The organism is Cecembia rubra, assembly GCF_003014575.1.
GTDB lineage: Bacteria > Bacteroidota > Bacteroidia > Cytophagales > Cyclobacteriaceae > Cecembia_A > Cecembia_A rubra.
On record NZ_PYGF01000016.1, the window covers coordinates 1 to 23,516 of the forward strand.

17 protein-coding genes are annotated in these 23,516 nt (G+C 40.6%); 1 reads left to right on the forward strand and 16 read right to left on the reverse strand.

Annotation, left to right across the window (positions count from 1 at the left end; genetic code table 11):
- Positions 1 to 227: 227 nt before the first annotated feature.
- From CLV48_RS18795 to CLV48_RS18845, 10 genes are all read right to left on the reverse strand, one after another.
- Positions 228 to 626 (reverse strand): hypothetical protein, encoded by a 399-nt coding sequence (locus CLV48_RS18795; RefSeq protein WP_106568845.1) that lies wholly within the window; start codon positions 624 to 626, stop codon positions 228 to 230.
- Between the two features lie 9 nt (positions 627 to 635).
- Positions 636 to 1,361 carry a superoxide dismutase gene (locus CLV48_RS18800; protein ID WP_066839752.1) on the reverse strand — a complete coding sequence of 242 codons (726 nt, stop codon included), beginning with the start codon at positions 1,359 to 1,361 and terminating at the stop codon, positions 636 to 638.
- A 419-nt stretch (positions 1,362 to 1,780) separates the two neighbouring features.
- Positions 1,781 to 2,257 carry a hypothetical protein gene (locus tag CLV48_RS18810; RefSeq protein WP_146140124.1) on the reverse strand — a complete coding sequence of 159 codons (477 nt, stop codon included), beginning with the start codon at positions 2,255 to 2,257 and terminating at the stop codon, positions 1,781 to 1,783.
- A gap of 74 nt (positions 2,258 to 2,331) precedes the next feature.
- Complete coding sequence (locus CLV48_RS18815) at positions 2,332 to 5,430, reverse strand: efflux RND transporter permease subunit (RefSeq protein ID WP_106568848.1); 3,099 nt, start codon at positions 5,428 to 5,430, stop codon at positions 2,332 to 2,334.
- 5 nt (positions 5,431 to 5,435) lie between these two features.
- On the reverse strand, positions 5,436 to 6,530 hold the full coding sequence (locus tag CLV48_RS18820; RefSeq protein WP_106568898.1) for an efflux RND transporter periplasmic adaptor subunit: 1,095 nt from the start codon (positions 6,528 to 6,530) through the stop codon (positions 5,436 to 5,438).
- Between the two features lie 32 nt (positions 6,531 to 6,562).
- On the reverse strand, positions 6,563 to 7,879 hold the full coding sequence (locus CLV48_RS18825) for a TolC family protein (RefSeq protein WP_106568849.1): 1,317 nt from the start codon (positions 7,877 to 7,879) through the stop codon (positions 6,563 to 6,565).
- A gap of 70 nt (positions 7,880 to 7,949) precedes the next feature.
- Positions 7,950 to 9,320: a sensor histidine kinase gene (locus CLV48_RS18830; protein WP_106568850.1), complete on the reverse strand. Its 1,371-nt coding sequence runs from the start codon at positions 9,318 to 9,320 to the stop codon at positions 7,950 to 7,952.
- Complete coding sequence (locus CLV48_RS18835) at positions 9,317 to 9,997, reverse strand: response regulator transcription factor (protein ID WP_106568851.1); 681 nt, start codon at positions 9,995 to 9,997, stop codon at positions 9,317 to 9,319. Before CLV48_RS18835 ends, CLV48_RS18830 begins: the two co-directional genes overlap by 4 nt.
- A gap of 503 nt (positions 9,998 to 10,500) precedes the next feature.
- Positions 10,501 to 13,749 (reverse strand): S41 family peptidase, encoded by a 3,249-nt coding sequence (locus CLV48_RS18840; RefSeq protein WP_170069057.1) that lies wholly within the window; start codon positions 13,747 to 13,749, stop codon positions 10,501 to 10,503.
- Between the two features lie 180 nt (positions 13,750 to 13,929).
- Positions 13,930 to 15,273, reverse strand: a complete 1,344-nt coding sequence (locus CLV48_RS18845) for a DUF418 domain-containing protein (protein ID WP_106568852.1) — start codon at positions 15,271 to 15,273, stop codon at positions 13,930 to 13,932.
- 173 nt (positions 15,274 to 15,446) lie between these two features.
- Here CLV48_RS18845 and CLV48_RS18850 point away from each other — a divergent pair, with 173 nt between their 5' ends.
- Positions 15,447 to 15,896, forward strand: coding sequence for a nuclear transport factor 2 family protein (locus tag CLV48_RS18850; RefSeq protein WP_106568853.1), 450 nt, complete (start codon positions 15,447 to 15,449; stop codon positions 15,894 to 15,896).
- A 24-nt stretch (positions 15,897 to 15,920) separates the two neighbouring features.
- On the opposite strand, the gene CLV48_RS18855 is transcribed toward CLV48_RS18850, so the two are convergent.
- The 6 genes from CLV48_RS18855 to CLV48_RS18880 all read right to left on the reverse strand — a co-directional run bounded on the left by CLV48_RS18855 (position 15,921) and on the right by CLV48_RS18880 (position 23,046).
- Entirely contained in the window at positions 15,921 to 16,496 is a 576-nt protein-coding gene (locus tag CLV48_RS18855) for a flavodoxin family protein (RefSeq protein ID WP_010609677.1), read from the reverse strand.
- 42 nt (positions 16,497 to 16,538) lie between these two features.
- The gene (locus tag CLV48_RS18860; protein ID WP_106568854.1) at positions 16,539 to 16,997 is read right to left on the reverse strand and encodes a PIN domain-containing protein; all 459 of its coding nucleotides are present in this window, start codon (positions 16,995 to 16,997) and stop codon (positions 16,539 to 16,541) included.
- A gap of 1 nt (position 16,998) precedes the next feature.
- Positions 16,999 to 17,274, reverse strand: a complete 276-nt coding sequence (locus tag CLV48_RS18865; RefSeq protein WP_106568855.1) for a hypothetical protein — start codon at positions 17,272 to 17,274, stop codon at positions 16,999 to 17,001.
- 136 nt (positions 17,275 to 17,410) lie between these two features.
- Positions 17,411 to 18,805: a c-type cytochrome domain-containing protein gene (locus tag CLV48_RS18870; RefSeq protein WP_211299976.1), complete on the reverse strand. Its 1,395-nt coding sequence runs from the start codon at positions 18,803 to 18,805 to the stop codon at positions 17,411 to 17,413.
- Positions 18,806 to 18,809: 4 nt separating this feature from the next.
- Positions 18,810 to 20,318, reverse strand: a complete 1,509-nt coding sequence (locus CLV48_RS18875; RefSeq protein ID WP_106568857.1) for a DUF1501 domain-containing protein — start codon at positions 20,316 to 20,318, stop codon at positions 18,810 to 18,812.
- Between the two features lies 1 nt (position 20,319).
- On the reverse strand, positions 20,320 to 23,046 hold the full coding sequence (locus CLV48_RS18880) for a DUF1553 domain-containing protein (protein WP_106568858.1): 2,727 nt from the start codon (positions 23,044 to 23,046) through the stop codon (positions 20,320 to 20,322).
- Between the last annotated feature and the right edge of the window lie 470 nt (positions 23,047 to 23,516).

Below are 23,516 nucleotides of genomic sequence, written 5' to 3' on the forward strand. Positions count from 1 at the left end.
CCATCGGAGGGCCTCCCTATTGGTTTCCCAATAGTCCTCCATCCATTTCAAAGCATTCGACCTGCTTTTAAGGTCGATTCAAGTCACACACGGTTCTCAGCTATACGCAGGCAGGGATTTTTAGCACTGAACTTCCTACGAAGAACTGAGCTTTCAATTTACCACATTCCTGTCCTACGAAGCACGAAACCCCTGCTTGCGTATAGGTGATGTTATGTGCATACCCTTTATTTTGTCTTATTTTTTTTGTGAAATTTATAACCCAATCCAATTGACCAAACCCATTTGTCTGGGTTATCGAAATGAAAAAATGGTGCTATCAGAACAAAATGTTTGTAGTCAATTCGTGGAGAAACTCCAAGTTTAGCACCTGTTTTTCCTTCTTTGATGTAAAATGATGGCAATGCACCCACACCAATTTTCCAATCATCATTCAGTCTTAACATTAGACTTGGTCCGCCAACATTAAATGCGTAAAAGTCATTACCTGCTGCAAAACCAAGCATTCCTTCCATTCCAATATCCCATTTTGGATTTTCTTTTTCCTTTTTTTCTTGTTCCTGAGCATAAGTCAATGTTGAAATGAAAAATGCCACTACAAGTATTACTGTTTTTTTTAAATTCATTCTCTTTGTTTATTTAGTAAGTTTTAGAGCATTGTCTAACCTGTATGCTACGTTGTCCCAATTGATGATGTTAAACAAATTGTCCACAAAGTCGGCTCTTTTATTTTTGTATTTGAGGTAGTAAGAATGTTCCCAAACGTCAATTACAAGTAAAGGAATAACTCCCCATTGAGTCAATTTTTCGTGATTTTCACATTGTAAAATTGTCAGCTTGTCCGTATATGGTTGATAGCCCAAAATTCCCCATCCGTTTCCGTCAACATCTTTTGAGGTTTTGGCGAGATACATTTTCAGTTTGTCATAACTGCCAAAATCCTTTTCAATTCGTTTGAGCAAGTCTCCTTTGGGGTCGCTCTTTTTGTTTGTGAGGTTAGTCCAAAATATGGAATGAAGAATGTGAGATGAAAGATGAAAAGCCAATTTCTTTGTCCAAAAATCAACGATTTCTAGGTTGTTGTCGTCTAATGCTTTTCGTATCATCTGTTGGTCTTTGTTTGCACCTTTTACCGCTCCACCGTGATGGAAGGTATAATGCAAGTGTAATGTTTCTTCATCCATATACGGCTCTAAATGACTATTTGCATAAGCCAAAGGTTGATGAATGAAATTTCCGTCCTTGTCCACCAACTTGTCAATGGTGTTGTCGGTGAGATTTTGGGCAAATGCTGATGCGTTCGGAACTAGTGTCGCTCCGCCAAGTATCAGTCCGGTTTTTAGAAAGTCTTTTCTGTCCATATTTCTGTCGTTTTATTGTTGCACGTTCGTTTCTCAGGGTTGCACATAACGGTTTGCGTGTATGTGCAGTAGCGGATTAGAAGCACTTTCTTGTCCGTTTGGCACAAAGATAATTAAAAGCACAGACCTTCGATTTATCACTTCACCCGCTATTGCCACATACACGCTGTTGGCAGCTGGTGTTCTTGTCCACCGTCCTTGTAAACCATTGTCAGCATTAAGTTTACGTATTATTGTCCTGTCGGTTTGTTGTCTGTCGATGTCGGTTTGTGTGGTAGCGTAATTTTTATTTTCAGAAGGGTCGGAAAATTTTTTTAATTCAATTTTGTCTCGGTGGGAGAGGTGGAAGCTCTTTTGCAAACTTTGGTCTGTGGGTGGGCTTGTAGCGGTTTGCAAATGTGCTTACACCTGTGGGCGGATTATTCCAAGAACAATTCGTTTATGAAATAGCTCTCTTTCTTTACATCCCAAGTTAACCAATGTTTTTTCTTTATGGAATTAATTCTTTGCAACAGGTCTGGATTGTCGATGTATATGGCAGCTAAATTATTTTTTGTCAAGCGGTTAATCGGGTCATTCAGTGTTTTGCTGAAATGATATGAAGTCCTTGTCGGGGAATAAATGATGTAAATTATCAACCCCTTGTCACATAAAACCTTGTAATGTTTGTCGTTGAATACCCGTATTAAACGCCCTTTATGGTCGGTATAACCCCAAATGTCAGAGCGTCTATAAATAACAGACGTATCAGGGGTTTTAAGTTCAATGTCTTTGTTTTTGAAAAACCCTTGAGGCCACAGGGAATAGTTTTTCTGATAGGGTTTAAATCCATTGGTCAATTTTCCAGCTTCAAAATCTTCAAACGTCAAATAAATTCCTGCTGAATCGTTCACCATAGTATAAGAATACTGAGCATATAACGAATTTGAAGTCAGCACAAATAAACACAAGTAAATAAGAATCTTCACTTTCATTTTTTATGTTCTGTTTTACGGTAAGCCCAATAAAAAACCTGTGGCAACACGGTTAGCGATAAAATCATACAGATGATTAGACCACCTACAATCATAATGGCTAAAGGTTTTTGAATTTCAGAACCCATACCTGTTGAAAGTGCTGCCGGCAATAATCCCATAGAACCCATTAGTGCAATCATAAGAATGGGTCTGATACGGCTATACACCCCTTTTTTAATTCCTTCAATCAAGGCATCTCCCCGATTGATATTTTGACGAATGGTGCCAATCAATACAATACCATCTATGGTTGCTACTCCAAATAAAATGATGAAACCTATGCCTGCTGAGATTCCGAAGATTGTTCCTGTTGTCCAAAGGGATAGATAGCCCCCAATAAAAGCAAAAGGGAAAACCATAAATGAAATAAGCGTATCCTTTAGATTTCCGTTGAAATTCATCCAAAGTAAAAACATAATCAACAACAAGGATATAGGAACTATAGTGGCAAGCTGCTTGGTAGCCCTCTCCTTACTTTCAAATTCACCTGCCCATTCCATTTTGTTCTCAGTGGGAATTTTCACTTCTTTGTCCACATTCGCTTTAGCTTCAGCTATGGTGCTTCCCAAATCTCTACCTTCAATACTGAAACCAACAGCAATGTATCGGCTACTTCCTTCACGGTAAATAAAAGTAGGTCCGGTAATGAAATTGATGTCGGCTATTTCACGTAAAGGAATTTTCTTTCCGCTCATTGTCGGGATTAAAATTTCTCCTATCTTTTGTTGATTATCTCTGTATTCCTTTTGAAATCGAATACGCACATCAAACATTCTTTCATTTTCATAAAAGGTCGTAGCCGCCTGTCCGCCAATGGCCATTTCAACTACAGCTTGCGCATCTGCCATAGCCACACCATATTTCCCCATTTTCTTTTCATCCAATTTGATGCGGAGTTCGGGCAATCCAATGTTTCGATATACATTCAGATCTGTAATTCCTTCCACTTTACCAATACTGTTGGCTACTTGTTCGGCATATTCTTCCAGTTTGAACAAATCATCACCAAAGATTTTAATCACTAAAGAACTTTTCACTCCTGCCACATATTCTTCCACATTGTCCTGAATGGGTTGGCTAAAACCGAATACAATGCCCGGATAAGATTGCAATTTTTGCCTCATTTCCTCGACCAGATCATCTTTCTTAACTTTTCTATTCCATTCTTTTTCGGGATGTAGTTGTATATGAAATTCAATATTGAAAAACCCGGTCGGGTCTGTTCCGTCATTGGGTCTTCCTACTTGATTCAATACAAATTTTACTTCTTCGAACTCGCGTAACTTAGCTTTCATTTCCTGTGCCAGTCGCTTGGATTCTTCAAGATTTACACTATTCGGCAACGTAGCTCTCACATATACAGCTCCTTCATTCAGTTTAGGAAGAAACTCCGTCCCGTGATTCATAAACCCAATGATACAAGTTCCCAAAAGCACAAAAAAAGAAATCATTGTTATCTTCTTATTCCTGAAAGTCCATAAGAACATACTATTAAGTCCATTGCGAAATGTCCTTGTAACCCAATTGTCTTTTTCTACAATATTTTTGGTCAACAGCACCTTACACATTGCAGGAACATAAGTCAAACTCAATAAAAGAGAGCCTAATAGTGCAAAGCCCAAGGTGTATGCCAGTGGAGAAAACATTTTCCCTTCCACCTTTTGAAAGGAGAAAATGGGCACTAATGCGATAATAAGTATAAACAGGGCAAAGAAAATATAGGAAGCCACATTCCTGACACTCTGTTTGATGATCCCCGATTTTGACATTTTGTTGAAGCGAGCCATTCCGAGTTGATGTGCTTTTTGCTCCAGACCTACAAAAATCCGCTCAGAGATGACCAAAGCCCCTTCCAATAACAACCCAAAATCAAGGGCTCCCATAGAAATCAGGTTGGCGGGCATTCCCATTATTCTGAGCATCACAATGGCAAAGAGAAAAGATAAGGGTATTACCGATGCCACGATGAGCGTTAAACGCCAATTATAAAGAAAAATAAAGACAATAATTGAAACTAAAATAATACCCTCAATCAAGTTTTTTGTAACTGTGTTTACGGTTACTTCAACCAACTCCGTTCTGTCAATAAAGGGTTCTATTTTTACATCCTTAGGTAAAATCCTTTCGTTCAGGTCAGTAATTTTTTCTTTTACTCGTGCAATCACATCTCCAGGATTTTCACCTCGAAGCATCACTACAATACCCTGAACCAAATCTTCTTCGTCTTGCAAGCCTACCACGCCCAATCTTGGCTTAGCCGATACATTTACTTCCGCCACGTGCTTTACCAAAATAGGCGTTGCCCCTCTGACTTCAATCAGGATGTTTTCAATGTCCTCAATGCTTTCCAACAAGCCCACACCACGAACAACATAAGCTTGTGAGCCTCTTTCAATCACATCACCGCCCACATTTATATTGCTGTTAGAAACCGCTTCAAAAACCTCTAAGGGTGATAAATCGTAATTCGCCAGTTCGGTGGGGTTTATTTTTATTTCATATATTTTTTCTTCGCCTCCAAAACTCACAATATCTGCCACTCCGGGAACAGCGACCAACTCCCTCTCAATCACCCAATCGTGGATAGCTGTAAGTTCTTTAATAGGACGATCGCTTTTTATCACATAGCGGAAAATTTCTCCTGTGGCTCCATAAGGCGGCTCAATTTCCGCATCTGTACCATCAGGTAAATCAACACCTTGCAAGCGGTTGGCTGCATATTGTTGTGCATAAAAATCATCTATCTCATCTTCAAAAATTACGGTTACTACCGACAAGCCAAATAAAGAAATAGAACGGACACTTGATTTTTTCGGGATGGTATTTACTGCCTTCATAATGGGCAGGGTCACAAATTTCTCTACTTCCTCTGCACTTCTTCCGGGCCACTGGGTTATGATTCTTGCACGGGTATTGGTTACATCAGGAAATGCCTCTATAGGTGTATGAATGTAACTAACGATACCTCCTATTAGCAGTAGGGCCGTGAGAAAGAAAACGACAATAGAATTCTTGAGTGAAAACGCAACGATACCTTGAACAAATTTCTGCATAACGATTAGTTGTTGAAGTTTTTAATCTGTTCGTAAATCAATAGATGGTTCTTCGTGATGATTTTTTCGTTTTCACTTAAACCGCTTGACAAGAATGTGATTCCGTTGCTCTTGGTGAGAATTTCAACCTGTCTGACTTCGATTTCACAATCACTTTTATACACCACCACATAATTCTGATTGCTGTCAAAAACCATTGCTGCAGTGGGAATACTCAGTGCTTCCGTTTTGAGTTCCTTTAAAGCCGTTACATCTACGATCATCCCGGGTTTTAATTTCAGGTCAACATTTTGCAATACTACTCTTGCTTTCACAACTCTTGCTTCCTCATCCAAAACCTGCGAAATAGCTGCGATTTTTCCTTTGAACAATTCATCAGGATAAGAAAGAGTTTTAATGTCCACTTCCATTCCTGCCTCTATATTTTTAACATTAGTAGCATAAATATTTACCAAAACCCACACTTCACTTAGGTCTGAAATGGTAAACAAGGGGTCTCCTTCGGCTGAAATTTGTGCTCCTGTCGATATGGACTTGGCAGTAACTATTCCTGTTGTGGGGGCTTTGATTTGAAAAACACCTCTTTCAGAACTTGCACTGAATAAATGGAGGTTAGCGTTAATTTTTACCCTTTCTGCTTGCAGTACATCCAGTTCGCTTTGTGCTTCCAACAAATCTTTTTGCGAAGCAATGCCATCATCAAACATAGACTGCACGGATTGTAAATTTTTCTCGGCTACCTTTATTTGAGCATCAATGGTTTTTGATTGTGATTGCAGTTCGGACAATTCTGTGCTTCTTAATTCTGCCAATACCTGACCCTTGGTTACTTTGTCGCCCAATGAAAAGTAGGTATTGGAAATAATCCCACCAACCAGACTGACAAAATGAATTACTTTGTCGGGGTTGGGTTCTATGGCTCCAGTAAGTGGAATGCCTTCTGTTACTAACTGTTTTTTGGGTTGTTCCAATTCAATTTTTGATTTGAAGTTTTCGTCCAAACAGTAAGTTTTATTTTCTGAATGATTGCTTTGTTCTTCCGAATTCCCGCAACTATTTAATAGTACCACCGCCAAAATCGAATAGAAAATGAGTTTCATATTTTTACCTGCTATGTTCATTGTTCATAAATTTATTTAATCAAGTCTGTTCCAATAGAAAAATTTAGTTGTTCTGCTTTTTCATTGACATCTTTACCTGCTTCCAAAATGATTTCTTTGTTTTCCAGATAAGCGTCTAAAAAATCAAGGTATTCAAGCAAACTGATATTTCTATTAATGAAATTTTTGGTATAGCTTTCAAGCATCCTATCCAGTGTAGTTTCATAATCGGGTTCTATTTCTTCTAAAAAAGTAATGGCATTAGTCAGGTTTTGAAAGGAAAGTACGATTTCACTTTCAACACTCAATGTCATTTGCTCATATAGAACTTTAGATTGTTCTATACCGATTCGGGCAGATTTAATATTTCCCTGGTTTCTATTGAAGAACGGTAAGTCCATTGCTACACCAAATCCAACGAAATCTTTGATAAAGTTACCCCCTCTATCATAATTGACAATAAAATTTAAGTCAGGTGTTCGTTGTGCTTTTTCTAACGCATATAACTTATTGTAATAACTTTCTTCCAGTGCTGCAATTTTATAATCAGGACGGTTAGCTTTTGCCTGTTCAATAACATCATTCAAGGCAAGTATTTTAAATTGTTCGGTGTTTTTTAAATAACCCTCGTCAGTGATTTCCAATTGTGTGGTAGCAGGTAATCGCATCAGTAATTTTAGTTCCTTTTGAGCTTCATCCACATCTTTGTTCAGTTCATTGATATTTTTTGCTATTTCCAGTTCAAGGGCTTTTAAGCGGATATATTCGCCTTGTGGTACATTACCTTGTTCTACCTGCCTTTTGTAGGCTTGTGTAAGTTGCCTGATAGAATTGAACTGGTTTTGATAAATACTCCTGCTGAATTGCAGGTATTGCAAAGTGGTAAGTTGATTTCGAAATTCTATTTTCAGATTTCTCAACAAGTCCTCCAGATACTGTTTAGACATATCCACAGACACCTGTTCTAAAGCAACTAATTTCTTTCGCTTTCCTGCTGTTTGAATAAGTTGCTCTATTTGAATTCCAAATTGTTGATTTTGTCCAAACCTTCCACCCGAAGTAAAAGGAGGTAAAAATCCTTCAGCTCCAGCGTGTTCTATTTGGTTTCGTGTTACCCATAGATTTGTTTCGTTGAGTTCTATTGTTGGATTTGGCCAAAGTTTGGCTTGTAGAACCATTGCTTCGGCTTTGGGCACTTCCAACCTTTCAGCAATGAGCAACAGATTTTCTTTAAGGAAAACGGCTTCGGCTTGTTCACGGCTTAGGATAAGCTTTTCCTGAGCGAAAATTTGCCCTGAGAGACAAAAAAACAGTATAGTTAAAGCTCTGTATTTTATACGTTTATTCATTCTGAACTACATTAAGTGTAGTGCAAAAGTCCAATGAACAACCTTAAAAAGACCTTAAAACCGATAAAATTTAGCTTAAAGGGAAAGAGATTTCAAAAATATTGAGATTCGTATCAGGACTTGAATAAGCAATTTTTGCGTTGTGCATTTCAAAAATTCTTTTGACTAACACCAGACCCAGACCAAAACCGGTTTTGCTTTGGCTGTTCTGCCCTCTGAAAAAATGATTGAATAGAAATTTTTCTTCTTCAATAGAAATCGGAGTGCCCGAATTTGATATTAAGACTATCAATTTTTCAGAATCTGAACAGTCAAATAGAATTTTAGCTTTTGTATTGTCGCTGTATGTAATACAGTTTGTTAGAATATTCAGGAATGCTTGTTTGATTAGTGGTTCATTGGCTTTGATTTCAAGTTTGGTTTCGCTAACCTGTTTAGGCGTATAATTGGCCTCAAACTTAAAATCAGGATGAATGATGTTGAGTTCTGCAATAATGTCAAAAATTAATTCATCAATGCGAAAAGCCTGTTGCGTTGTTTGTTTGGCTGATTCAATTTTTGAAATCTCCAATAAAGTATTGATGATATTGCCCAATGATTTGGTTTTGACAATTTGAGTTTCAATAGCTGTTTTAAGCTCTATTGAATCCGTTTTTTTCTCTATGCGTTCCAACTCTGAAACCAAAACGGTAATCGGGGTTTTTAACTGATGGGAAATATGGTGAATCGTGTGTTTCTGAAAAGCAAAAGCTTCGTTAGTTCTTTGAATTAATTGATTGAATCGTGTGATAAGAGATTTCAGTTCAAACGATTTTGATGTCACCTGCAATTCTTCAATGCTCTCATTGGCAATATCCAACTTGCCAAGTTGCTCTGCAATTTCGGTAATGGGCTTTGCAATTCTTTTTGATAAAAAAACGGTGACAAGTAAAACAATAATGGAAATAATTGCTGTGATTCCAATAAGAGCATTTCTAAGAAATGCCAGTTTTGTATAACCAAATGCATCATATGCTTTGCTAATGGCATAAAAATGGGTTGCTTCATTTTGGATATAAACAGCAATGATGTCGTATTTATCTTCTTTCGTTTCAACCCATTGTTTTGCAGGAGATAGGCTGTTTAGAAGGTTGTCCGCATTGTTAATCGGCAAATCATCAATACTTTCATAAATCAATGTTTTATGTTTGTCATAAATCAACATCTTTTCATCATAGAAATCGTGGATAGTATGCTTATCCATTATCGCAGTCAATTTCTCACTCAAATCCTTATACTCTGCAATTAAACCAATGGTATATTTTATTTTTTCTTTTTGTCTTTGCTGAAATTCTTCTTCGCGATATTCCGAAAACAAAATATAAATGATAACGGATGATATAATCGTGAGTGAAATTACAGTCGTGGAGAAATACAGCAATATTTTGTTCCTTATTTTCATTTTGTATCAAGGTAATAGCCAAAACCTACTTTCGTTTTGATAGTGTTTTTCTTGAATGGCTTATCCAATTTATTGCGTAGAAAGTTGATGTAAACTTCAATCGTATTGGTATTGGCATCAAACGAACCTCCCCAAATTTCTTTCACCAAATCTGCTTTTGAAACAATTTCTCCCGGTCGTTGAATTAATTTTAAGAGTATTTGATATTCTCTTGGGGTTAATACAATTTCATCATTATTCCTGAATACTTTTTTAGTCGAATCATTCAGCGTAATATCATCAAAGGTAAAAACAGGTTCAGTTGAATATGAATTCTTTCCTTTTCTTTTGATTAAAGCGTTTACTCTTATCAATAATTCCCTCATAAAGAAAGGCTTTGTTAAGTAATCATCTGCACCGCAGTCAAACCCCTGAACTTTATCCTCCAGTTCACTGAATGCAGTCAGCATAATTATGGGAGTAGTGATGTTGTTATTTCTGAAATCTTTGCACAACTCGAATCCGTTTTTGCCTGGCAAGTTAATGTCAAGAATAATGCAATCAAATTGCTCTCTTTTGGTGGTTCGTTCTGCCAATGACCCATCAAAAAGTGTCATTACTTCAAAACATTCCGCTTTGAGTGCTTCACTTATATTTTTGTTTAGTGTATGGTCGTCTTCAATTATTAAAACTTTCATAGATGCAAAACTACATAATGTAATGATTATTGTTTAGAAGGGCGTTGGCAAAAAACGGCTCTTTTGGTTTTGTAAAGGGTCGGCTTGTGTGTCGGACAAAACCAAATGTGCCGTTTGCGGGTGGCAATAAAATTGAATTAAAAAATTGTGCGGTGGGAAAAATAAAAAATACAGAAGCGTAGGCAATGAGTGTTGGCTTACTCGTTGTCCGTTTGTTATATAGTTTCTATGTCTTTGGTCACCTGTCAAAATGGTTTACTTTTTTCTGTTTCTGTCACTCGTTTGTTTGTCGTTGCTATGGTCTGTTACACTTGCTGCCAACTTGTATATTACCCTGACATTTATCAGGCTTAGCCGCCCGAAATTGGTTGGCTAAGCCTGGTTTTTACTTACCTTTTATCAGGGCTTATTAAAACTAATTAATTTGTCATAGACAAACAAAACCCTTTAATCAAAAAAGCAAACCCCTCCAGAAGCTTGCTTTCTTGTTTTTTAGTCTTTGATTAATTACCCGGCCTTACTGCTGGTCTGGGGTAAGGTGGGACATTGACTTCCTGGCTGCCTGCTTTCTCCAGCAACTTCAAGGCTTCTTCCACGCCCCGCTCCAACTGCACATCCCTGCCTTCTGCAAAAGATTTCGCATCAATCGAAACTTCTATATCCGGTGCAATGCCCACATTCTCCCCAATCCACTCGTTTCTTATTGGATCAAATACCGCATTATCAGGAGAGGTCATGGCACCCCCATCGATAAATGAATAATGTACCGAAGACTTTACCAAACCTCCCCAGGTCCGTTTCCCGATCAAAGGTCCTGCATTCTGATTGCGGAATACCCAAGGGAAGAAATCACCGCCAGACCCCGCCAGTTCATTGGTCAAAAGCACTTTTGGCCCTAAGATACCGGCCGGCAACCTGAAATGTCTCGGGTTGGGCACTTCATTGGTGATGGCGGCCCTTAAGGTCCTCGTCATCAGGTCCACCATATAATCATCTAACAGCCCTCCCCCATTGAAGCGCTCATCAATAACCGCCCCCAATTTATCCTGCTGGGCAAAAAAGTACCTATTGAAAGATTCAAATCCTGCTCCGGAGGTATTCGGCACCCACACATAGGCAAGTTTGCCCTCCGACAGCTCCTCCACCTTTCTTCTGTTGTCTTCCACCCATGCCCGCTGCCTTAATCCACTTTCGGAACCTATGGGCTCTACAGTGAGTTTTCTTGCCCCGGTCATAATCGGCTGGCTGTTTACATGCAATAAGGTCTGTTTGCCGGAAGTACCTTTAAATGCTTCATAAATATCCATATCCGCATCCACTTCCTGCCCATTCACCGCTACCAGATAATCTCCCACTTTCACATCCAGACCAGGCTCGGAAAGGGGTGCTTTCAGGCTTGGGTTCCAACTCTCAGCCGTATAAATCCGCTTGATCCTCCACCTGCCATTAGCCCTTTCATAATCAGCTCCCAATAGTCCGGTAGCCAGGGTATCCACTGCCGGAAAATCCCCCCCAAATACAAAACTATGACCCACAGACAATTCTCCATTCAGTTGGTCCAACAAATAGGTCAAGTCCTGACGGTGTTGGATATAAGGGATCAATGGACTGTAGCGCTCCCAGACATCGTCCCAATCCCTGCCATGAGTAGCTGGATCATAGAAATAATCCCTTTCATAGCGCCAGGCTTCTGTGAAGATCTGCTCCCATTCTTTTTTGCGGTCCAGCTCCATGCGCAATTCCATTTTAACTAGGCCATCTGAGGGACTTGGATTCTTGTCCACCGTGACTACCTTCCAGTTTCCTGCTGAGAAATAAAGCAACTTTTCCCTATTTTGGGCAATCTTGACCCGACTTACTCCTTTGGTAAACTCATCGAATTTCTTGCCTTCAATGGTAAATTTATGCAAGGTCAAGCCTGGACCTCCCGCACCTGACTCCGCTATAAATGCGGTCCCTTTTTTCCCTGCCAAAACAAAACTATAGGATTTTACAGGTACAGGAAGGGCCAAAGTCCTTTCTTCCAAACCTTCCCAATCAATTTTGACGGCAACTTCCCCATTTTCCTTTTTCTCCTCTTCTTTTTTCACCTCCTCTTCATCACTTTTCAGTGGAAAAGGGTTTTTCTCTTCCTTGGAAAGAACGAGCATGTAAGCCCCATGTTTGGGCTCGGCCGTGATGGCAGAAGTATTGGCCCAACCCGAACCGAGCGCCAGATTGGTACTGGCCAAAAAATACAGGTATTTGCCAGAGGCATCCCAACTCGCTGAAAAAGAATCTGCCAATGGATTGGTAACCGGCTGGGTTTCATTTTTGTCCACTGACCAGACATAAATTCTCCGGAACATATTGGGACCGGTTTTGCTGTAGGACAGCCACTTGGAATCAGGTGACCATTCCAAACGCATGTTGCCCCGCTCAATGTTGATGCCGCCGGAATCGATGGTGCGAATATTGCCATTGGCAACCTCTAAAATTTTTAGATAGACTTTGTTATCGACAAAGGCGATAAACTTACCATCAGGGGACCAAGTAGGTTCCCAAGCCAATTTGGATTCACCCAAACTAACCTTCCTTAGCTCGCCCAGGCCATCCTGTGATGCCAGGAAAAGCTGGTAACCTTTTCCTCCCGCATCCGAAAACCAGGCCACTTGATCTCCTTTTGGTGACCATAAGGGCAACCTGTCCGCTGCATCACTGGACCTGCTGAGATTGCGAGGGCTTCCATCTTCTACCGGAACGGTAAAAATCTCCCCTCTTGCTTCCAGAATGATCCTTTTGGCATTGGGAGAAAGACTGGCATTGGTACCACGGGAGGTTACATTTTCCCAGCGGGCCTCTGCCCAAGGGAAATCTCCTTTGACATGAATCTCTAATGCTTTGGAAGTTTTTGCCTGAGGGTCAAAAAGGTGTAATAAGCCATCTTTTTCATAAATCAACTGCTTGCCATTTCCGGCAAGCCACATGATGTCCGAACCTTCATATTTAGTCTCTTGTACCAATTGCCCACTACTTGGATCAAATGACCAGATATTGCTTACCCAATCCCTATCAGATAGAAAATATACCTTTCCACCAATCACCACGGGATGGATGTCTGTGGTCCGCTCATTGGGAATCATGGTTTCTGATAAATCATTGAGATTAGTAATGAGCAAAGGGGTATTCTGTCCGCCCCTGTAGGCCCTCCAGGTTACATCCCAGCGGGAAATGGGTTCGACCACTAATTGTTCCTCTCCCAAATAAGCCGCTCTGATGCCCCTTGGTAAATTAAAGGCTTCTGAAGGCCCTCCATCTACAGGAACTTTCCAAAGTCTGCTATAGCCAACCGGAGCGGTGTCTCTGCTGGATTCGTAAATCACATGTTTGCCATCAGGCGTCCATCCTACCACATTAGCCGCAGCCGGATGCCAGGTAAGTTGTCTGGGAGTCCCTCCTTCTACCCCTACCACATACACTGCATAAGCTCCAGTACGGTTAGAAGAAAAGGCTATATGTTTTCCGTCTGGAGAAAACTTGGGATTCCGCTCAATCGCTGGGGTGCTGCTCAGCCGCTTTGCCTCTCCTCCCTCCAAGCTGCTTAACCAAAGGTCCGCTCCATAAACAAAAACCACTTGGCTTTCACTGATATCCGGCTGTTGAAGCAAGCGTGTGCCTTGGGAAAAGCCTAAAAAAGGAATGAGTAAGAAAGCAACAATGCCTAACAAAAGGTATTTACTTCCATGGGATAATCGTAGTAAACTTGGGTTCATCTTATTGTTTTTTGATTCGTTTCGTTTAATATGTTTAATCACTGGCCTTTGGCTTCCTGATTTTAAAGCACTTTTAGAAGAACTGAAGCCAATCATTTCGCCATTCCAAGATTGGATAAATAAAGCCAACACAAGCTAATCAATAAAAATAAAGGGGGCAAATCCCCCCCCTTAATCCCTTTACTTTCTCACAAAAGGCTGTACTCTTCCATAAGTCAGGCATCTCCAAAGCCATTCAAGCGGCCCAAAGAGGAAGTACTTTAACCATATAGGGCTGATGACCAGTTGGAAAATCCAAATTCCGATCACCAAGTAATAGAGTTGGTAATATTCCCATTCGGCATATTGATTGAGTCCATAACCAAAAAAGACCAAAGTACAGATGACCGAATGCATGACGTAATTGGTAAAAGCCAATTGTCCCACAGCCCTTAATCCATTCATCAATCTGGTCAAATAGCCTTTTTGATAAAGCACTATCACCAAAGCCACATGCGCCATCATGATGAGGATCCTTTGGAAATCATAGATCAAATTTACCCACATGATGGAATGTTCTTCAATGTATTTCAGCCCTGCTTCCACATTGGGGAAATGGATGGTATTATAGACAAAAGAAAATATCACCAAAGGCAATCCAATTCCATATCCTATCCAGATGGTTTTGATGTATTGGTCAGTGGTCCATTTCATGGTCAGAAAGCCCCATTTATACAGGGCAATGCCCAAAAGCATCAAGGCCAACATGTCCCAAATGGAGAATATCAGGTATTTGGTCTGCCCGTCAAATGCCTTAGGCCGGACATGTCCGGCTACATCGGAATAGCTCCCTTTCATCAGGGCTGTGTTTTCCACCACTTCATCTTTGTTGGGAATCATTTCTTTTCTCGTTTCCTCCCAGGCTGCTATGGCCTCCAATTCCTTCTCACCAAGCGCTTCTCCAGCTTCCTGCTTCTCCATGGCTGTTTTGGCTTCCAAATATTCACCCCTGATGTTTTGCATAAATAATGTACTTGCCACAAAGCCAATGATTGCCACAATGGGCACCCCCATGGCCAGATATTTGGGCTTCATTTTTCTAAAAAGAAAAGCCAGCATCCCAATCAGTCCATAGAAATAAAGGATATCCCCCATCCATAAAATCAAATGGGCATGGGCAAGTCCAAATAGGGTCAACCAAATCATGCGCTTGTAAAATAGCCAAGTGGCAGATTTTCCAGCCTTTTCTTTGTTGGTGGTAAAGAGGACAATTCCTGCCCCAAATACCATAGAAAACAGGGCCCGCATTTTTCCCTCAAAGAAAATGATGTTGACTGCATGCACCCAAAAATTGGTATTAGCGGTATCTTGTGACCATGGCTCTGTGAAGTATTCTTCCATGGAAAAATAGGGAATATTCAGAATCAGAATACCCAAAAGTGCTATTCCTCTGATGATATCAATGATGTCAATTCGTTCGGTAAGTACCGCGGGTTTTGGAGCTTGTTCCATTTGCTCCATCTCAGTCGTGGTTTTTAAAGTCATAAAATGCAGAGTTACAGTAAAAATTTTCTTAAATCTAACCAATAATCCCGCAATTACATATCACATAATAATGTGATAATCAATCCTTTTTCCAGTATAAAACATCCTGATTATCCTAAATTTTATGTAAATTTAAACAATAACCCTTCGCTCCTCCTAAACCCCTAATTGCTATGAAGTCTTTTATCCTATTGGCCGCTTCGGTATTGGTGATTTTTGGAAATGCTTTTTCCCAAACTGCCACAGAAGATCAAATAATATTGCTGGAAAATGAGGAAATCACTGCGGTTTTAAAGCATGACTATCCCACATTGGAAAAAATTTGGGCTGAGGACTTTATGGTCAATAACCCCAACAATATGGTTATTCTCGGAAGAGCCGCGGTAATAGATCGGATGAAAGAAGGGATTATCAACTACAGTGGTTTTGAGCGGGAGATCGAAAAGATGATGGACTTAGGAAATACGGTGATAGTCATGGGGCTGGAAACGGTACTTCCCAAAGAAGGAGCCCCCATGGCCGGCCAGAAAGTACAGCGCCGCTATACCAATATCTGGATCTTGGAAGATGGCAAATGGCGCATAAAGGCACGCCATGCCAATGTAATCTGTATGGGAGATTGAATTTTAGTTAAAAATCCTTCAACTTCACCTCCCCGCCATATCCCCTACCCTTTTTCCCAATCCTTTTGCTTTTTCCAAGAAGATTTCCTGAACTTCTTTTCCATCAAATTCTCCTTCACCTGTGATGGCAGAAGCTCCAAAAGCAGCTTCCACCTCTTCCCCTCCCACAATTACCATCCCATGGATCATCATAGACCGTATCATACTGAACATCACCGCTTCTTCACCAATGGAAAATCCTCCACCGGTAACAAATACTGCCCCGATTTTATCCTTCAAAGGACGCCCATCAAATGGCCAGGAGTTGATAAACTCCTGCACTTGCGGAGCCATATTGGCATTGTACACCGGTGAACCAAGGATAATGGCCGAGGCATTGAGAATTTCCTGTTCCTGTACTTTACTGATGGGTTTAAGAATATAACTTACACCCTGAACCTGAGATACTCCCTCTGCAACAGCTTCTGCCATGGCTTTTGTTTTTCCGGATTCGGAATGGTAAGTGATCAGGATACTGGGGAGGGACTGGGCATTTGACACTTCTATGAAACCCCGTAATAGGATAATAAAAACAGTCGCCTTTATATTTCTATTTTTCATCCTTAATATGTAATCTTATCTCAAAGTGATTCTTGTCCATTTTCATAGATAGAACCTTTTATTCCTTTCCAAAACCAAATCATAAACTTTTATTCCCCTTGAGACTGCATAATCAGACAGTCTTGAATCTGATGTTATCAAAATCTCACAATTATCAGCATAATAAAGCAGTAATGAGTCAGTAATCCCTAAATCAAAAAAAGTATATTGCTTAGTAGCTTCAATAGTTTCTATATATTTTTCTGTTGATTCTTTAATTAGCTCTGTAACTCTTAAGATATATTGACTCTTTAAATTTCCTGTAAAGGAATTTAGTAGATTATCAACTTCTGTCCAGACATTTGGCAATACTATTAATTGATTTAAGTCCTCTACAACCAACAATAAATTATTAACATCCTCTTCATCATAAATGGAAAGTCTTTTATGGGTTTTGATTTGCCGAATATCAACTATCCCAACGATCAATAAAATAAGTGCATTGGTGTCAATCAATTTCATTCTAATTTTCAAAAATATAAAAGCCCATTACCTCTTTTCTAGAATTGATCTTGATTCTCTTAAAAGTTCTATAGTTAGTTGACCTCGTTAAATTTAATATATTCTGACCCTCACTGGAATTATCAATCAAATAAGAAACGATAATATCCCACTCACCCAAAGACTCATTAAACTCTGCCTGTTCTAATCTAAAGTCAGGGTTCTCTACGGTTGTCAGGTCTTTAAGTTCTTCAACTGCAATCTTCAATAGGTCCTTGAATTTAACTTTAGATTCCATTTAATTCTGTATTAAAATTTAACCTTCACTTGAATATACGATTCATTAAGCAAAAAAATGATATGATTTAAAAACAAGAGTCAACATTTGGGTTTTATGGGATCAAGTGAAATTAAATCAAATTTTAAAACTTCCCCTAATACACCACAGTATCCGAAGACAGCACAGGCAACTCATACCCCCCATATTCCAATCTGGCCAAAAACCTCACAATTTCATCAGAAGAAATCGCTTTGGAGGCAGGAGTAGCATAAAAAAATATACCTTCCAGGGAAGGATGATCTTCCAATGCCAACAGATTAGAAAGTTGGAGATCAGAGTCATTCAAGTTAAGTCTTTTGAGATTTGTCAATTGGTGTAAGGCCTCTATTCCCTGCCCTTCAATATCAACCCGGTTTATCTTCAATACCGTCAAGTTCTTAAAAGCCACCAAATCATTCCAAACAGCATCATCCTGATCAGTACCACTGATATCCAAGTAGGCAATATGTGAAGCAATGCCTTGGAAATCCTTAAGATTTAACTTTTGACCTTGGTGAAAATTGATGGCACTGATTTTTAACAAAGGGGATTCTTGACTAATGGGCTCTATCAAAAGTCCTGATTTTCTAAAAGGCAGCAATACATTCTCCCCCAATTTGGCAAGTTCAGTTTCAGGATAAAAATCATCCTTTGCATCTGGAAAATACATGTTGATCATTTCTTCCTTTACTCCAGCCTTTGCCAAACTCACCTCAAAGGAAGCACCAGCTTCAATCCACTTATGGATCAAAGCAATTTCCTGTTTGGAAGGCTGTCTTTTATCCTTGGGCGGCATGTGCTCTTTGTCATCATGAGGCAATAACATTCTTGCCAAAAGGGTACTGTTTAAAGGTACTTTCGAATCTAACACCTTCCCATTCTTTCCCCCTTTGGTAATCCATTCAGGACTATTGAGAACTAGCTCCCCTTTCTTGTTTTTTTCATTATGACAAGAGTTACAGTTTTGGGAAAGTATGGGATGGATGACATCTTGGTAAAAAATGGCCTCTCCCCAGTGCTCTTCATCCAAACTGATCATTGTAAGCTCTGAAGCGTTTGAAATGCCGAAAAATTCCTGAAACTTCTCAGGTAGTACTTGGGTGAAGTAGTCCGATCCATGGGTCAATTCCCCTCCAAAATGTCCTGTAAGCATCAACAAGATCATTAGACCCACAGACATCCCCCTCACTTTTGAATCAATGAAATCGACCTTATTCTTAAGATAGAGATAAAAACCAAAGGAAAACAAGGTAGTCAACACACCCAAAATCAGGTGTTTGCTTACCGTATCAAAGCTGTATCCTTCTCTTAGGTAAAGTAATAATCCTGATACTACAGAAAATAGGGCGGCTATTGTCCCCCAGAAAAATGAAATCCTGATCGCGGGAAGAAACTCCTTGCTCTCCTTTTTGGCATAAAAAACCAGAATACCGCCAAGGATCAAAAAACCAATGGGCAAATGAACCAATACAGGGTGAAAACGACCAAAAAGGGAGAAAATAAAATCCATAAACTCAGGCCAATATTTCTTTGATGATTTCTCCTTCCACATCGGTCAACCTGAAAGGTCTTCCCTGGAAATCATAGGTGAACTTTTCATGATCAAATCCCAACAGATGAAGGATGGTAGCATGGATATCATGAACAGATACACTCCCTTCAATACCCGAAAAACCCAAATCATCTGTCATACCAAATGAGGTTCCTTTTTTAATGCCTCCTCCGGCCATCCACATGGTAAAGGCCTCCACATGGTGGTCTCTTCCTTTGAAGCCCATGGTTTTTCCTTCCCTGTTTTCCTGCATCGGAGTTCGCCCAAATTCTCCTCCCCAAATTACCAAAGTATCCTCTAAAAGCCCCCTTTGTTTCAAATCAAATAGCAAAGCGCTCATGGGACGGTCAATTTCCCTGCATTTATTTCTAAAGCCGAGGTCAAGAGCGGTGTCCTTTTCTGTTCCATGACTGTCCCAACCCCAATCGTACAACTGCACAAAGCGGACTCCCTTCTCTACCAACTTTCTGGCCAAAAGGCAATTATTGGCAAAGGCCTCTTCTCCAGGACGGGTTCCGTACAGTTCATGAATATATTCCGGTTCATCATTGATATTCATGATTTCAGGAACATCAATCTGCATCCGATAAGCCATTTCGTATTGATTGATCCTAGCCAAAATTTCGGGGTCACCTACTTTTTCAAACTCCTCTTTGTTGATATCATTGATGGTGGCGATTATCTTTTTCTTTAAATCCCTACTGATGCCCTCCGGGTCTTGAAGATAAAGCACGGGATCTCCCTTTGACCTGCACTGAACACCCTGATAAACCGAGGGCAAAAACCCGTTTCCCCAGACACTTTTTCCTGCATCAGGCGTTTTTCCGCCTGAAGTCAAGACCACAAATCCGGGCAGATTTTGATTTTCCGTCCCCAACCCATAAGTCACCCAGCTCCCCAAACTTGGTCTTCCCAATCTTGGGCTCCCAGTTTGCATAAAGAGTTGGGCAGGCCCGTGATTGAACTGATCGGTATGAACAGCCTTCAAAAAGGCCACTTCATCCACCACCTTGGAAAAGTGTGGAAGAAAGTCTGATACCCAGGCACCGGATTGACCATGTTGGCTGAATTTGGCCACTGGCCCAAGCAAATTGGGAACACCCCGAATAAAAGCGAATTTCCTTCCCTCCAACATGGATTCGGGACATGGCTGATTGTCATATTTGGCAAGCTCTGGCTTGTAATCAAACAATTCCAATTGGGAAGGCGCTCCCGCCATGTGCAGGTAAATGACTGACTTTACTTTTGGGATAAATGGTGGCGCAAGAGAAGCCAAAGGATTTAAATCCCTTTCGGATAAATTTAGCCCTTGAACCCCCTCTTTTCCAGAACCTATTTGACAGGCATTTAATAGGGGAAAGAGTGCCAAACCACCCATCTTACTCACACAGTCCATCAGGAAATGTCTTCTGGTCTGTTTTTGGAGTCTTTGTAACTCCAGCTCTCCCAATAATCTCTCAATCCCCTTCATATCATGGTTTGGTTAAGAATTCATCCAAGTTCAACAATGCATTGGCCACTACTGTATAAGCACCCCATTTTTTCCTTTGGGAATCGGGTAAATCTGCTGCAAAAAAAGCGGATTTTTCATAAGCAAAATCAGCAAGAGCAGCATGGTAAAGTTGCATCAAAGCTTTTATCTTTTCCTCAGAAGGTTTTTGGAACAAAACTGCCGCATATACTTCTTCAATGGCTTTGGCCGGCTCTTTGGAATCATGGTCAAGCATCTGCTTTCCCAAAGCGGTTGCCGCTTCAAAGAATACGGGATCATTCAAAGTTACCAAAGCCTGAAGCGGCGTATTGGTAACAATCCTTTTACTCAAACAGACTTCCCTACTTGACGCGTCAAAACTGATAAAAGTGGGATAGGGACTGGTCCTTTTTAAAAAGGTATAAATACCTCTGCGGTACTTGTCTTCTCCTTCACTTTCTTTCCAAGATTCTCCACTGTACACCGTCTGCCAAATTCCATCCGGCTGAGGAGGCATGACACTTTTTCCATACATCTTATCGCTTAACAGCCCAGACACAAATAGGGCCTGATCCCGCACAATTTCTGCACTCAACCTAAATCTAGGTCCTCTGGCCAACCATTGGTTTTCTGGATCCCTCGACATTTGTTGCGGACTGATGGAGGAGGCCTGTCTATAGGTATGGGAAAGTACTATTTCCTTGATCAAGGCTTTGAGGCTCCATTGATGGGTATGCATCAGTTCCCAAGCTAAATAGTCTAACAAGTCCTTTTGAACTGGGGGGTCAGACTGGGTTCCCATATCTTCCAGTGTACTGACCAGTCCTCTTCCAAACAATTGGTCCCATACCCTGTTGACCGCCGTCCTTGCTGTCAGCGGGTTGTTCTTATCTGTCAGCCACAATGCAAAACCCATCCTGTTTTGAGGCCATTCCTCTTTCCAGGGATTCAGGGATTCAGGTGTAGTGGCTTGCACCTCTTCTCCATGCAACATCCAATTTCCCCTTTCGAAAACATGCGTTTGCCTTTGCATGAAAGAGGGGTTTTCTATCATGATCGGAACTGTCAGAGGCCTTTTGTTAAGCAGGTCATGGAAACTGTTCTTGACCTTTTGATGTGCGTCGCTTTGGTCTCCTGGAATTTCGGAAATAAAAGCAAACCAACTGATCGCTGCCGTGGATTGCTGGGCAGCAAGTCTGGAATTTTCTGCATAGATATACAGGTCCACTTTTTCAAAAATGGGTTTGAATGGAATGCTCCTCGTGATAGTTCCTGTCCGGTCAATGATAAATTCGCTCAGCACCTCTCCATTGGGACCTCCCTTTCTAATGGTCATTTTGGTGCCATCATGCGATGACCAGTAATTCAAAAGCATCCTGTCTGCTCCTCCTGTAAAGACATTCTTGAGGTAAGCAGAACCTTGTGGCCATAAGCCCAACCATTTGGTATCGATCAACTCTCCCTTGACAAAATCCGTGCACAGATGGGCATGGTATTTTGGTTCTTGAAAACTTAAAAATTCCGTATACGCTTTCGTTTGCTCAGGTACCGCATTTTCTTGTAACCAAGACCTGATCTGATGGAGCTTCAGCTCGTCCTCAACTTCATAAAGTCGGATTTTAGGCTCCTCATCTGTGGTGTCCTCATCCCTACTGTTATTGAAAAAAGCCATTGAACGGAAAAAATCTTCATGTACAAAAGGATCATAAGGATGGCTGTGGCATTGCACACAGGCCATCGTAGTACTTTGCCAGACTTCATAAGTGGTGTTCACCCTATCCAATACTGCTGCTACTCTGAATTCCTCATCCTCCGTTCCACCCTCATCATTGTTCATGGTATTTCGGTGAAAAGCTGTGGCTATGAATTGGTCATGGGTAGGATTTGGTAAAAGGTCTCCTGCCAATTGCTCAATGGTAAATTGGTCAAAAGGCATGTCCTGATTAAAGGCCTTGATGACCCAATCCCGGTATGGCCAGATGATTCTGGATTGGTCCCGTTCATAGCCTTTGGTGTCAGCATAGCGGGCAAGGTCCAGCCACCACGAGGCCCATTTTTCGCCGTAAGTTGGCGAGGCAAGCAAATGGTCCACCATTTGCTCATAGGTAATCTGACCAGCTTTCCATTGATCTACCAAATCTTTGGATGGTGGAAGCCCCGTAATATCCAGCGAAAGCCTCCTTAACAATTGCATGGGATCCGCTTCTTGGGAAGGTTGAAGCCCCTGGGCCATTAAGTTTTCAAATACAAATCTGTCAATATTGTGTACTGCAGATGCTCCTATCTGTTTTTCAAAACCTTTGACAGTTTGGGGAATCTTATTAGCTTGGACGGGTACATATGCCCAATGCTCCCCCCATTTGGCACCTTGCTTGATCCACTTTTTTAAGATGTCAATCTCCCCTTGGGACAATGCCGGCCTATTGTAAGGCATTCTCAATTCAGGATCATGTTCCAACACCCTTTTGATCAACTCGCTTTGATTGGGTTTTCCTTTGATAATGGCCGGAATACCAGAGTCCGTATTTGCAAATGCCTCATGTTCAAAAAGTACGCTGAATCCGCCATTTTTCTTCACACCTCCATGGCAAGAAATACAGTGGTTGTTCAGGATGGGTTTAACATCTGTACTGAAATCCACCTGCTCTTCCCTCCCTATGACTAGAAAAACCAGGAGCAGTAAGGCAAGAGAAGCAACAAGAATCCATATTTTCTGTTTGGATAACATATCCTTAGAAATCTGCTCAAAATTTCCCTGAAAATCAACCCCTTGAAAAGATTAATGGCACAAAGCAAAAATAATACAGGGATTAGAAAAAAATTCAGCTATCAAATAAGTAGAAGATGGCCTTGATGGAGACAAATTTTTTTACCAAAACTTTAACCCGAGCATCTTTATAAAGCTTTTTTTGGAATCGTCTTCCCTGAACATAATTATTTCATAAAGCGATAGCCAAAGCGTATAACCGAATAGCTCAAACCTTAAGTTGTCCCACTACTTTTATGCTAGCAAACCACATAATTTGAATACTGCATACCATCATGACAATGCCATAGGATGCAAAACCCACGTTCATAATGTTACATCCCACAGCTTCATGAAGAAATAAAAAGGTCAATCCACCAATAGCCGTAAATAAACAGGCAAGGATATAAATTCTACCAACTATCCTGTGAAAATCCAAAAACCGATTGCGT